General features: G+C 60.8%; 11 protein-coding genes. 6 read left to right on the top strand and 5 right to left on the bottom strand.

Translation table 11 applies throughout. From position 1 onward, the window contains the following. Positions 1-110: 110 nt before the first annotated feature. Positions 111-1,343, bottom strand: coding sequence for an ABC transporter substrate-binding protein (locus tag BM413_RS11420; protein WP_091913424.1), 1,233 nt, complete (start codon positions 1,341-1,343; stop codon positions 111-113). Between the two features lie 399 nt (positions 1,344-1,742). On the opposite strand from BM413_RS11420, the gene BM413_RS11415 reads away from it, so the two are divergent. Further along, on the top strand, positions 1,743-2,495 hold the full coding sequence (locus BM413_RS11415; protein WP_091913718.1) for a pentapeptide repeat-containing protein: 753 nt from the start codon (positions 1,743-1,745) through the stop codon (positions 2,493-2,495). A 5-nt stretch (positions 2,496-2,500) separates the two neighbouring features. On the opposite strand, the gene tsaA is transcribed toward BM413_RS11415, so the two are convergent. Continuing rightward, positions 2,501-2,992, bottom strand: coding sequence for a tRNA (N6-threonylcarbamoyladenosine(37)-N6)-methyltransferase TrmO (gene tsaA / locus BM413_RS11410; RefSeq protein ID WP_091913422.1), 492 nt, complete (start codon positions 2,990-2,992; stop codon positions 2,501-2,503). Positions 2,993-2,995: 3 nt separating this feature from the next. Then, a complete protein-coding gene (locus BM413_RS11405; protein WP_091913421.1) occupies positions 2,996-3,202 on the bottom strand; it encodes a TOBE domain-containing protein in 207 nt (68 codons plus the stop codon). A 246-nt stretch (positions 3,203-3,448) separates the two neighbouring features. Here BM413_RS11405 and BM413_RS11400 point away from each other — a divergent pair, with 246 nt between their 5' ends. The 4 genes from BM413_RS11400 to BM413_RS11385 all read left to right on the top strand — a co-directional run bounded on the left by BM413_RS11400 (position 3,449) and on the right by BM413_RS11385 (position 7,146). Then, positions 3,449-3,838 (top strand): hypothetical protein, encoded by a 390-nt coding sequence (locus BM413_RS11400; protein WP_091913419.1) that lies wholly within the window; start codon positions 3,449-3,451, stop codon positions 3,836-3,838. A 156-nt stretch (positions 3,839-3,994) separates the two neighbouring features. After that, positions 3,995-4,963 (top strand): helix-turn-helix domain-containing protein, encoded by a 969-nt coding sequence (locus tag BM413_RS11395; RefSeq protein WP_091913418.1) that lies wholly within the window; start codon positions 3,995-3,997, stop codon positions 4,961-4,963. A 140-nt stretch (positions 4,964-5,103) separates the two neighbouring features. Further along, on the top strand, positions 5,104-6,621 hold the full coding sequence (gene adh / locus BM413_RS11390) for an aldehyde dehydrogenase (protein WP_091913416.1): 1,518 nt from the start codon (positions 5,104-5,106) through the stop codon (positions 6,619-6,621). A 174-nt stretch (positions 6,622-6,795) separates the two neighbouring features. Further along, positions 6,796-7,146, top strand: coding sequence for a DUF779 domain-containing protein (locus BM413_RS11385; protein ID WP_091913415.1), 351 nt, complete (start codon positions 6,796-6,798; stop codon positions 7,144-7,146). A gap of 22 nt (positions 7,147-7,168) precedes the next feature. On the opposite strand, the gene hisC is transcribed toward BM413_RS11385, so the two are convergent. Further along, the gene (hisC, locus tag BM413_RS11380; protein ID WP_091913413.1) at positions 7,169-8,230 is read right to left on the bottom strand and encodes a histidinol-phosphate transaminase; all 1,062 of its coding nucleotides are present in this window, start codon (positions 8,228-8,230) and stop codon (positions 7,169-7,171) included. Positions 8,231-8,565: 335 nt separating this feature from the next. Between hisC and BM413_RS11375 the strand changes: the two genes are divergently transcribed. Further along, complete coding sequence (locus tag BM413_RS11375; protein ID WP_244537843.1) at positions 8,566-10,605, top strand: acyltransferase family protein; 2,040 nt, start codon at positions 8,566-8,568, stop codon at positions 10,603-10,605. 56 nt (positions 10,606-10,661) lie between these two features. On the opposite strand, the gene BM413_RS11370 is transcribed toward BM413_RS11375, so the two are convergent. Next, positions 10,662-11,579, bottom strand: a complete 918-nt coding sequence (locus tag BM413_RS11370) for an alpha/beta fold hydrolase (RefSeq protein ID WP_091913410.1) — start codon at positions 11,577-11,579, stop codon at positions 10,662-10,664. Between the last annotated feature and the right edge of the window lie 764 nt (positions 11,580-12,343).

Here is a 12,343-nt window from a genome sequence, read left to right as displayed (position 1 = left end):
CCGATTCTGAGCGCGGTTCATGCCGCATCAGCTGATTTTATGAGATGCCTGCCGGCATAGCGCAAAACGGACGGGAGTGAGGGCTCCCGTCCGCAATTTCTTACGATGGATCAGGGCCGCTTCATTTTGCAGTCGGCGCTGACCGGAAGCGACGTTTCTTCAGCACTCAGGACCTTGACCGGCTCGAACCCCATATCGGTGCCATCCACCTTGTCGCGAGCGTTCTTCGAAACTTTGGTGATGACCAATGGCAGCTGGATCTGATGATCCTCGGCACGCATCGAAAGCTTGCCGTGGGGCCAGTCGACCTGCACGGTTTCCAGGGACTTGGCGAGGTCGTTGACCGCGACCTTGTCCGCCTTTGGCCGCGCGGTGATCGCAGCGCTCAGCATGCTCAGCGTCTGAACGCTGTTGTTCATATACGCGACAGGGTCACGGCCAGCAGCTGCGTTGAATGCAGCACGATATTTCTCGCCAGCTTCGCCGCTTGCTTCAGCGTTGAACAATTGTGCGCTGTGGCTATCAAGAGCAGACGCGCCTGCGGCGGCCAGGTTTCCGGGTTCGTCAAGGAAGGTGCTCGCGAAACGCGCCTTCAATCCAGAGGCCGATGCCGCCTGGAGGATGAGACGCAGATCGCTTCCGCTGCTTGCCGTAAAGATCGTGTCGGGCGCGGTGGCGCGAACTTTCTCGATGAACGGCGAAAAGTCCTTGATCTTAAAGACGTCATGGCGCGTCTGGCCGACAACCTTGTAGCCGTAGGCCTCGGCATTTTGCCCGACCGCCGCCTCCATCTCGCGGCCCATCGTGTAGTCGGGCTGGAGCGAGTAGACCTTTTCACCCAGCGACCCTTCGTCCTTCATGACCTTTGCCAAGGCGTTCTGCCGGATGAAGGGTGTTGTCGTGAAGTGGAAGGAATAGAAGTCGCAATCGGAACCGATGAAGTTCGATCCTTCCGAGCCGACGATGAGCAGCATGGCCGGATCATCCGGATTGCGCTGGTTCCAGCGCCGGATATCCGCCAGATTCTGTGCAGCCAAAGGCGAAGTTCCCGCACCGATGAAGACGCGCGCACCGTCGGCGATCGCCTGCTTGAAGCGATCCGCAGCACCCTGCGTGGTTCCGGAATCATCGTAAACGGCAATGTCCAGCGTGTTGCCGGTTTCGCCGGCGGCTTCGTTGAATGGTTTCTGGACGAAGTTGATCGTGGGATCGTACATGGCGCCGATAAAGGCCAGCGGCCCGGTCTTCGGCGTCAGGAAAGCGATTTTCACGGGTTCTGCAGCCGCCGTGCCGAGAGCAATGGCCGATACCGCCGCGGAGATCGCAAGGCGCAAGAATTTCATTGGTTTCCTCCACTTGGTCAAACAAGCTGGCCGACTGAGCCGCTATCTCAGCCAGCATCCACCGTCAGCTTGTCCTCAACTTCGCAGACCGGTATCAGCTCGGGCGAAAGCTATGCAGGGCATATCTATATGTCAATAGACTATCTTTTAGCTTTAAAGCAGTTGAGACGGCATCTTCAGCCCGTCTCAGATAGAACTTTCGTCGCATCTGGAACGCTTCGATAAGCCCGGCAAGGACGCCAATCGATTGCAGGGCACGGTCGGATGGAATAGCGTCGAAGTTGCATCTTGAGTGGACTCTCCGGGACACCCACATTATGCGCTGGCACCTGAAACGACATCGAATCTCGGAGCAATGAGATGAATACGCTGAGCGCCGAGCATACTTGTCATGCCGATATGGGTGCCCTGCTCCCAAGGCCCTTTCGTTTTATCCGGCCTGGGCCTGCAAGCGCTTTTCGCTCTCTTGCTTTTTGTGCCTTGGTCTTTTCCGCAACGATTGCCGCGTCGGCATTCCCGGCTCGCGCGCAGGATTGCAGAAGCTCGCCGGTGGCCGGAATGAACTGGAGCGGCTGCAACAAGAAGCAGCTGATACTCGGCAGCAGCAATCTCGAAAACGCCAATCTGTCTGATACCGATTTCTCGCAGACCGACCTCAGCGGTTCCAATCTCAAGTCGGCGAATCTGGAAAAGGCGACTTTGGTGCGCGCTTCGCTTGCCTCGGCCAGTGCCGACAAGGCAAACTTCGCCAAGGTCGAAGGCTATCGCTGTGATTTCTCGGACGTTTCGGCCGAAAACGCTTCATTTGCCAGCTCCGAATTGCAGCGGACCAATTTCAGCAATGCGCGTCTTACCGGCGCCGATTTCGAGAAGGCCGAGCTCGGCCGCGCCAGTTTCGACAAGGCTGTGCTCACCGGCACCCGTTTTCCCATGGCCAATCTTTCGCGCGCCAGCTTCGTCGGCTCGGTCTTCGAGGGGCCGATAGACTTCGACCGCGCCTTTATGTTTCTGACACGAATCGAAGGTGTGGACCTGTCGGCGGCAAAAAATCTGCAGCAGGGACAGGTCGACCTGGCTTGCGGTGACAGCACCACGAAGCTGCCAGCCGGCCTGTCTGTTCCGGCAAGCTGGCCCTGCTCTGCTGCCGACTGATCCTGCTAGCCTGTCTCGAAATCGCCCGGCTGCGGCGGGGCGATTGGGGTGAAAAGCGTCCGGTCGGGCTTGAGGTCAATGAGCGGCGTGCCGTCGAGGCGGTCCATGCCGCGGACCAGCAGCGTCGAGCCCTCCACGCCGACCAGCGTCACGATCGAGGTGCCGATCGGGTTCGGCCGCACGGGCGATCGCAGCGCGAAAGTCCCGCGCGCGGTGCCATCATTGGCAGGGCTTTGCTTCACCAGATCGCGCCGCGACTGATGCAGCCAGTAAAGCACCTCCAGCCGCTCGAATTCCTCAACGCCGTCCAGCGCTTCGACCCACGGCTCGAAAATCTCGATCCGGCAGACCGGGCCGTCCGCCCTGCCCTGACGCGGCGTCATCAGGCGAGACGTCCACGGCGTGCTGATCCGCCCGATGAAGACCAGTCCGGCATCGGTCGCGGGCGGCGGGCTCACCGCCACCTCGCTCGGCCTGATCTCGTTTTCCCGAACCATGCCTCAGTCGACGCCGACCATCACGTCGGAAGCCTTGATGACGGCATAGGCCTGCTTGCCGGTTTCAAGCTTGAGATCGTCCACCGCCGCATTGGTGATCGAGGAGGTGACGATCGCGCCGCCGATATCGATTTCGACATGCGAGGTCGTCGCACCCTTGGTGATCTTGACGACCTTCCCTTTCAGGATATTGCGGGCACTGATTTTCATCGGGTTTTTCCTTCCCTTGTTTCGAGAGCGCTGGCACATGGACATTGTGGCCTGCCGCTCTGACGAAGACCAGCCGCCCGATTGTGGCATTTAGCACTCATATTGTTATGTTTTAATAGATATATCGATCAAGCGCACCATGGCGGAAACGTCGATTGAAAATTGGCTTTCAAACACAGTTAAATTGCTTCTTGTACATCACGCTGGAGTCCCGTTATATTTTTGTGGATAGAAAGAGAGGCCTTCATGAAGATCGATGCCCGGGCGCTGACGACCTGTTCTGTCACCGAAGGCGGCGACGCGATTTCGCTGGGCTTGATCGACGGCAACGGCCAAGCTGTCGACCTGAAGGTGTCGGCGGCAGACGCCTGCGCAATAGCCATGACGCTGCCGCGTCTGCTGAAGGATGCGATCCGGAAAAAATACAGCGACAACAGCCTGCGCTACACCTTTCCGCTGGATGGCTGGCAGATCGAGACGGCGTCGGACGGCTCGCAGATCATCGTGACATTCACCACCGGGCACGGCTTCGAAGTTTCATTCTCGACAAAGCCCAACATGTGCCAGTCGCTTGGTATGGCACTGCGCGAAGGCACCGAACTGAGAACCATGCGTGCAGCTCCGGCTGTCAACTGACCTCGTGACCGGCGAAGGGGCCCGGGGACATCATCCTTTCTATGAATTGACGTGCAGGGGGTCGGCAAAGCAAAACATCGCCTGCGACCAAGATACGGCCCGGGAGGGCGCCGGATCCAGGCAGAGGAGAAGAGGCTAAAGTTTCGGGAGGAAATAATGGTCGGACACTTACCCGCCCATCATGCAGACCGCATCCAGGCCGCGATCACTTCGGACGCCGCAGCGAAATCCGCTCTGGTCGCTTCGTGGCGGCGTTCTTCGGCCTTGCATCAGCTCGATCCGGCAGAACGAAAATCCCCCAGGCGCCTGACCGAGACGGAGCTGAGGGAAGCGCGACAGAAGATAGAACCGCTGCTTGCCGCTGCAGGCCCTAGTCTGGACAGGCTCTATCTGGCCGTCGGCGGCGTCGGTTGCTGCGTGCTTCTGGCCGACCGGGACGGCGTACCCGTCGAGCGCCGCGGTGCGCCATCCGACGACGAGACATTCCACTCCTGGGGCCTGTGGACCGGCTCGGTCTGGAGCGAGGACAGCGAAGGCACCAACGGCATCGGCACCTGCCTTGTCGAGCAGCGCGCGCTAACCATCCACCGCGACCAGCATTTTTTCACGCGCAACACCGCGCTCAGTTGTACCACCGCCCCGATCTACGATCATGAGGGCAATCTGGTCGCCGCACTCGACGTATCCTCCTGCCGCGCAGACCTGACGGAAGGCTTTGCCAATCTGATCTCGATGGCAGTCATCGACGCCGCGCGCCGCATCGAGGCTGAGAATTTCCGCTTGTCGTTCCCCACGGCACGCATTCTGCTTGCGCCGACGATCGACAAGAGTGTCGGTGCACTTGTTGCGGTCGATGCCGACGATCTCGTGGTCGGCGCGACGCGCTCCGCACGGCAGGCGCTCGGCATCACGCCGGATTGCCTGACGCGCCCTCTCCCGGCAGTCGATCTGTTCGGCGCAACACGCGGCGAGCCGGAGAACCTCGCCCATGCCGAACGCAGCGTCCTGCAACGGGCGCTTGCCCGTGCCGATGGCAACGTCACTGCCGCAGCACAAGTGCTGGGCATCAGCCGCGCCACGCTGCATCGCAAGCTGAAGCGCCTCGACGTATCGCGCACGCATTGATTTTGTGCCTGCGAGGTGTCGCAGTCTTGCGACACTAAGCGGCTGCGATCGCGCCTGCCCGGGCTGACAACGCATGAAGCAGCGCCGATCCTGCCTCTCGAAACGCCGCATCCTGCGGCGTCGCTTCTCGGGAGGAAGACATGAACAAGGTTGAATTTTCCCGCACGGCCAAGGTTCCCTTCGCCAAGCGCTACGACAACTTCATCGGCGGCAAATGGGTCGCGCCCAAATCCGGAAAATATTTCGAGAACATCTCGCCTGTGACCGGCCGTCCGCTCGGCGAAGTCGCGCGCTCTGATGCGTCCGACATCGAAGCGGCACTTGAGGCCGCCCACAAGGCCAAGGACGCCTGGGGCAAGACTGCCGCAGCGACCCGCGCCGACATGCTGCTCAAGATCGCCGACCGCATGGAGGAGAATCTCGACCTCCTCGCTCTGGCCGAGACCTGGGACAACGGCAAGCCGATCCGTGAATCGACCGCCGCCGACGTTCCGCTCGCCATCGATCATTTCCGCTATTTCGCCGGCGCATTGCGCGCACAGGAAGGCAGCCTCTCGCAGATCGACGACGATACCGTCGCCTACCACTTCCATGAACCGCTCGGCGTCGTCGGCCAGATTATTCCGTGGAACTTCCCGCTTCTCATGGCCTGCTGGAAGCTCGCGCCGGCGCTGGCCGCCGGCAACTGCGTTGTTCTGAAACCGGCGGAACAGACGCCTGCCACGATCATGCTCTGGGCTGACCTCATCGGCGATATCCTGCCGGAAGGCGTACTCAACATCGTCAACGGCTTCGGCCTCGAAGCCGGCAAGCCGCTGGCCTCCTCACCGCGCATCGCCAAGATCGCCTTCACCGGCGAGACGACGACCGGCCGGCTGATCATGCAATATGCCAGCCATAACCTCATCCCTGTGACGCTGGAACTCGGCGGCAAGTCGCCCAACATCTTTTTCCAGGACGTTGCCTCCGAGGATGACGATTTCCTCGACAAGGCCATCGAAGGCTTCGTCATGTTCGCGCTCAACCAGGGCGAGGTCTGCACCTGCCCCAGCCGCGCGCTGGTGCATGAGAAGATCTATGACAAGTTCATGGAAAAGGCGTTGAAGCGCGTCGAGGCGATCGTCCAGGGTGACCCGCTCGACCCGGTCACGATGATCGGCGCACAGGCGTCCAGCGAACAGCTTGAAAAGATCCTGAGCTATTTCGACATCGGCCGCCAGGAAGGCGCGGAAGTGCTGACCGGCGGCGAACAGAACCACCTGCCCGGCGATCTGGCTGGCGGCTACTACGTCAAGCCGACGATCTTCAAGGGCCACAACAAGATGCGCGTCTTCCAGGAGGAGATCTTTGGACCGGTGGTTTCGGTCACGACCTTCAAGGACGACGATGAGGCTCTGTCGATCGCCAACGACACGCTCTATGGCCTCGGCGCCGGCATCTGGACCCGCGACGGCACGCGTGCCTATCGCTTCGGCCGCGCCATCCAGGCCGGACGCGTCTGGACCAACTGCTACCACGCCTATCCGGCACATGCTGCCTTCGGCGGCTACAAGCAGTCCGGCATCGGCCGCGAAACGCACAAGATGATGCTCGACCACTACCAGCAGACCAAGAACATGCTGGTCAGCTACAGCCCGAAGAAGCTCGGCTTCTTCTGATCGCCTCCTGAGCATCGGACCGAAAAGTGGAACCGGTTTTCGGAATATTCCGATGCTCATTCAAAGTGTTAGATCGTCCTTTGTGCGTCCGAATGGACGCACGGCGATCTAAGGCATACGGCGGCGTGGTCGAAACGGCCACGCCGCTCTATCTTTTCGTCAGGGAGGAATCTCATGCTGGAAAAAATCTCTCTGGGAAAGGTATCATCCACCCCGGAAGCGCAAGCGTTCCTGGCCGAAATCATCGCCGATCACGGTCCGGTGCTGTTTCACCAATCCGGCGGCTGCTGCGACGGCTCCTCGCCAATGTGCTACCCGCGCAACGACTTCATCGTCGGCGATCAGGACGTGCTTCTGGGCATGATCGGCGAGACGCCGGTCTATATCAGCGCCTCGCAATTCGAGGTGTGGAAACACACCGATCTCATCATCGATGTCGTGCCCGGACGCGGCGGCATGTTCTCGCTCGACAATGGTCGCGAGAAGCGGTTCCTGACGCGCTCGACGATCTGCGCGGTTCCTTGAAGGGCAGCCGCGGGAAGCGGCACTAACTGCCCAGTATCTCCGACAGAGCCGACAACAGCCGGTCGATCTGCTCTTCCGTGCCCACGGTTATCCGCAGGTAGTCAGAGATGCGCGGCGCTGGAAAATGGCGCACGATTACCGCCCGTTGGCGCAGCGCCGCGGCCAGTGCCGCCCCCTCATGCGCCGGATGACGCGCGAAAACGAAATTGGCCGCGGACGGCAGTACGTCGAAGCCAAGCCCCACCAGTCCGCGGTTCAGCCGCTCGCGGCCTTCGATCACGCGAAGCCGGCTCTGTTGAAAATAGGCTTCGTCCTCCAGCGAGGCGATGGCGCCGGCCTGGGCGGGCCGGCCGAGAGGATAGGAGTTGAAACTGTCCTTCACCCGGTTGAGCGCCTCGATCAGCTCGGCATCGCCGATCGCATAGCCGACCCTCAAACCCGCCAGAGCCCGAGACTTGGACATCGTCTGAACCACCAGAAGGTTCGGATGTGAGGCGACCAGCGGAACCGCAGACTCGGCACCGAAATCCACATAGGCCTCGTCGATCACCACCGGCGCGTCGGGATGATCCTCCAGAAGGGTGACGATCTCAGCGCGTGACAGCGCAACCCCCGTCGGCGCATTCGGATTGGGCATGATGATCGCGCCGGCCGGCCGGCGATAGTCGGCAACACGAATTTGCATGGCCGGATCAAGCGGCACGGCCTCGCTGGCGATGTCGAACAGGCGGCAATAGACCGGGTAGAAACTGTAGGTGATGTCAGGGAACAGCAACGGCGCATCATGCTTCAGCAGGGCAGCAAAGACGTGCGCCAGCACCTCGTCCGAACCGTTGCCGACGAACACCTGTTCAGGCTGCACCTTGTGATAGGCGGCCAAGGCAGCCCGCAGCGCGACGGCCTGCGGGTCCGGATACAGCCGCAGCGTATCGGCCGCCTCGCCGCGTACAGCTTCCAGCACGCGCGGCGAAGGACCAAACGGACTTTCATTGGTGTTGAGCTTGACCAGATCCGCCATGCGGGGCTGTTCGCCCGGTACGTATGGCTTCAGCTCGTGGGTCAGGCTGCTCCAGAAACGGCTCATTTTTCTTTCCAAATTTCATAGAATTGGCGACGCTTCGGACGCCTTGATGGACGCCCAATACCCGAGCGCAAGCGGTGGAGAAGCCAGCGAGTTGAGGCTCAACGATCTCTTTAGCGCCAGGCAAGCCGCGCAGAAACATCCAAAATAGACTCGACAAAAATTCTGGCACGGTGTTGTTGCATTGCACAAGTCCGCTCAGATCGGACGACACCGAACCGCCGCTTTTGCCGTGTATTTGCCGCTAAGCAGTGGCAACGCAAGGCTTCTGCCCACCTGAAGTCACATTTCAGGAACAGAAGCCTCTCCGCCCCCGCATGTTTCCAGGAGAGATTTGGGTGAATGTTGCTGTCGCGCCCGGCACGGTCCGGACGCCAATCCTCGACCGGCAAGCCGGGCATCTGCGATATCGTGCGGACATTGACGGCCTGCGTGCCATCGCAATTCTGCCGGTCGTTCTCTATCACGCCGGAATCCCTGGCTTCAAAGGCGGGTTCGTCGGCGTCGACGTGTTCTTCGTGATTTCCGGATACCTGATGGCATCCCTGATCATGCGGGAAATCATCCGAGGTGAATTCAATCTCCTGCGCTTCTACGAGCGCCGGATCCGCCGCATCTTCCCTGCACTTTTCGCGATGTTTGCGGCTTGCGGCATCATGGCATGGCTCTTCTTCATGCCGGCGGAATTCGAATACTTTGCCCGCAGTCTCCGTGCCGCCGCCTTCTTCACCTCGAACTTCCAGTTCGAAAGGGAAAGCGGCTATTTCGACATCGGCACCCAGATGAAGCCGCTGGTTCACACCTGGTCGCTGGCTGTCGAAGAACAGTTCTACATCTTCTTTCCCCTGGTCCTGATCCTGCTCGGCAGGTTTGCCCGCCGCTACATCGCGCCGATACTGCTCACGCTGCTCATTGCATCGCTGGCGGCAAGCGTATGGGCCGTGCACACGAACCCCGTCTCGGCATTCTACCTGACGCAATTCCGTATCTGGGAGCTGCTGCTCGGCTCGCTTCTAGCCTTCAACGTCCTCCCTGCCGTCCGCAGCCGGCCGGCCCGCGAGGCAGTGGCCGCGTTGGGAATTCTCCTGATCGTCTATGCGGTCATCGCCTTTGACGACAGCACGCCATTTCCGGGCCTTGCCGCGCTGGTTCCATGCATAGGCGCAGCGCTCGTCATTCATGGCCATGCAACCAATGGCCCCGCCGGCCGGCTGCTGACTGCCCGGCCCATGGTGTTCATCGGACTGATCTCCTATTCGCTGTATCTCTGGCACTGGCCCGCCATCGTCTTCACGCGTTATCTGGTGTGGCCGGAACTCTCCCCGGTGCAGGGCGTGCTGGTCGTTCTCGGAGCGATCGCGGCTGCCATATTGTCGTGGCGCTTCATCGAGCGCCCCTTTCGCAATCAGTCCGGTTTCATCAACCGAAGACCGCTGTTTGCAGGCGCGATCGCGGCTGTGGTGGCGTCCGTGATACTCGGCGATATCGTCGTGGAAAAACAGGGCGTGCCTGAGCGCCTGCCTGAGATCGCGCAGCGGATCTACAGCGCCAAATACGACGTCGCCCGCTTTTCGGGGCCTGGATGTTCCCAGCACGGCAAAGGACAGGAGGCATCCGCCGAGGATGTCCGATCGGGCAAGCTTTGCAACATTGGAAAAACCGACTCCGGCGAGCCAAAATTCCTCGTCTGGGGCGACTCCCATGCCGAGGCGATGGGCCCGGCGATCGACGCTGCGGCCAGTCAGGCTGGCGTGCGTGGGCTGACGGCCCCGCGTCCATCCTGCCCTCCGCTCTTCGACGTGCAGCTGTCTGATCCCCTCCTCTTCGAGAAATGCCGGGAATTCAACGCGGCCATACGCGATATGATTGCCGAGCAACATATTCCGCTCGTCTTTCTGGTCGCCTACTGGCCGAAATATGTTCACGACGCCGAGCTTCCCAACCAGGGCATCTACTTCGATCCTTCGGTATCGCCCTCACTTGAAGATCATTCGGCACCTATCGCCGCAGCGCTGGACCGCACCTTGGCGGAACTGACCCGGCAAGGCACGAAAGTCGTCCTGGTGATGGATGTGCCGGAAATGGGCCGCAATATCCCCGAAGCCCTGGCGAAAGCTGCCATCAAGGGTAGCTCTGCGGACGTGGCGCCGCCATGGAGTTACGTCGAGAAGAGACAAGCACTCGCCCGCTCCACGATCGAGACATATGCGAGGAAGTACGATGCGATGATCGTCGATCCGCTTGCGGCCTTCTGCAGCAACGGCCATTGCGCGGCCGCCCGCGACGGCGTCCCGCTGTATCGCGATGCAGATCACCTCACCGCCACAGCCGCGCGAAACCTGAGCTATCTCTACGCACACATATTCCAGCCCGACTAAAGCAAATGCCCGCGCCTCCTTCCGGACGCGCGGGCATTTTTCGTCGTAAAACTTGCTTACTTCTTCGCCTCTTCCACCACCTCGTCCCACGTCTTGACCTTGGTCTGGCCGTCGAGGAACGGCAGCGTGGTCGAAACCAGTTCGGGTGCGAAGAAGACATCATAGTGGGTGCGGTTGGGGATGATCGCCAGGCGGTTCTGCGACATGGTCTCGCGCATCCAGCCGGCATCCTTCAGCCCGCCGCCAAGCAGCTGATAGAACTTCACGATATGCTCGGGCTTGTACATGTCGCTGTCGGCGAACACGATCATAACCGGCATTTTCAGCGTCTTGACGTCTTCCGAATAATCGTAGTCATGACGCATGAAGCTGCCCATCTGGCCGAGCAGTTTTGGAAAGTCCTCCGGCTTGGGTGCTACCGCGACATAGGACTTGTACATCGGCGTATCCTTCATGAAGTCGGCGGCGGCTGCCGTGACCTGCGCCTGCTGGACGCGCATGTCGTCATAGAAGCCGTTGGCCGCGTAACCCGCCGATACCAGCGCCACCCGGCGCACGGCCTCGGGATGCTGCACGGCAAGCCGGAAGGCGACACCACCACCGAAGGAATAGCCGAGCACGTCGACCTTTTGGTAGCCAAGTTCCTTCAGCACCGCGGCCATATCGTCGCCCAGCGCCGTCAGGCTGATCTCGCGTTCGCCAAGTGCCGTGCGGCCATGACCCTGCAGGTCGACGGCGATCACCTGCCGGTGCTCGGTCAACGCCGGCATGATCGGCGCGAACATGTCGATCGAACCGAGCCCGCCGTGCAACAGCAGCAGTGGCTCGCCCTCGCCATGGATCTCATAATAGTAATTCACGCCATTGTTCTCGACATAGCCGGTCCTGGGCTTCGCCTCCTCGGCCTCTGCGGTGCGCGGGCCGGCAAAAGCAGCGGCTGCGGTGGCGATCATTGCAATCAGCATGGTCTTCATCGTCGTCTCCCGTGTGTCTGCCGGCGCTCTGCCGGACCGTCGATATCCTTAAGACGAATGAGCTGCGAGCGAGCCGACAGGGGGCTGCAAAGAATCTGGAGGAGAGGCAAAGGTAGCTCGGCGGGCTTGGTGACTGGCGGTGCCAACCATGACATCGTCATCCCGGAAACCGGAGCGAAGCGGAGGTTATCCGGGACCTATTGGCCGCAGCATCGTCGGGCGCGGCCCGGTCCTGACGCTCTTGCAATCTGCACCGCTGAGGCTCTTCTCCGTTCCGGCATGGATCCCCGGATCTCCGCCCTTCGCTTCGCTCGTGCTGCGACCCGAGGATGACGAATTGCGTGTTAGGTCTTCGCTAATCGTCAACGCTGGTGCGCGGCTGTTGCGTCTTTGGCCAGTAACAACGTTTGCGATTGGCTGCGACACCCACCACCTCGTCATCCCGGGCGCAGCATGAGCGAAGCGCATGCGGGGGTCGCTCTTGCGACGGATCCATGCCGGACCATCGATGAAGGCCGCAGCGGTGCAGAACTGCCGAAGCTGAAACCAGCGGAAACTGTGGGGGAAAGATTCACCGCAAATTTCCCGCCAACCCATTGTTTCCATTCACCCCACACATTTTTTCACCCCCAATCTTTCCCCACCCCCAAACACCTCGCACATAATCCTCCCATCGCTCCTGCGGGACCGGGTCTGGAACCGGGATCAAGGGGGAGTGGCGGTGACCTCCCGCCCTGGTGTGGTAGCCAGGGACCCGAGGGCCC

Source organism: Mesorhizobium sp. YR577 (assembly GCF_900116595.1).
GTDB lineage: Bacteria > Pseudomonadota > Alphaproteobacteria > Rhizobiales > Rhizobiaceae > Mesorhizobium_M.
The sequence above is the reverse complement of the archived record's forward strand: the minus strand, read 5'-3'. Positions and strand labels throughout refer to the sequence as shown.

What these genes read in the sequence shown, in the direction of transcription:
- BM413_RS11420 (WP_091913424.1), bottom strand. Translation starts at nt 1,343, where the DNA reads ATGAAATTCTTGCGCCTTGCGATCTCCGCGGCGGTATCGGCCATTGCT.
- BM413_RS11415 (WP_091913718.1), top strand. Translation starts at nt 1,743, where the DNA reads ATGGGTGCCCTGCTCCCAAGGCCCTTTCGTTTTATCCGGCCTGGGCCT.
- tsaA (WP_091913422.1), bottom strand. Translation starts at nt 2,992, where the DNA reads ATGGTTCGGGAAAACGAGATCAGGCCGAGCGAGGTGGCGGTGAGCCCG.
- BM413_RS11405 (WP_091913421.1), bottom strand. Translation starts at nt 3,202, where the DNA reads ATGAAAATCAGTGCCCGCAATATCCTGAAAGGGAAGGTCGTCAAGATC.
- BM413_RS11400 (WP_091913419.1), top strand. Translation starts at nt 3,449, where the DNA reads ATGAAGATCGATGCCCGGGCGCTGACGACCTGTTCTGTCACCGAAGGC.
- BM413_RS11395 (WP_091913418.1), top strand. Translation starts at nt 3,995, where the DNA reads ATGGTCGGACACTTACCCGCCCATCATGCAGACCGCATCCAGGCCGCG.
- adh (WP_091913416.1), top strand. Translation starts at nt 5,104, where the DNA reads ATGAACAAGGTTGAATTTTCCCGCACGGCCAAGGTTCCCTTCGCCAAG.
- BM413_RS11385 (WP_091913415.1), top strand. Translation starts at nt 6,796, where the DNA reads ATGCTGGAAAAAATCTCTCTGGGAAAGGTATCATCCACCCCGGAAGCG.
- hisC (WP_091913413.1), bottom strand. Translation starts at nt 8,230, where the DNA reads ATGAGCCGTTTCTGGAGCAGCCTGACCCACGAGCTGAAGCCATACGTA.
- BM413_RS11370 (WP_091913410.1), bottom strand. Translation starts at nt 11,579, where the DNA reads ATGAAGACCATGCTGATTGCAATGATCGCCACCGCAGCCGCTGCTTTT.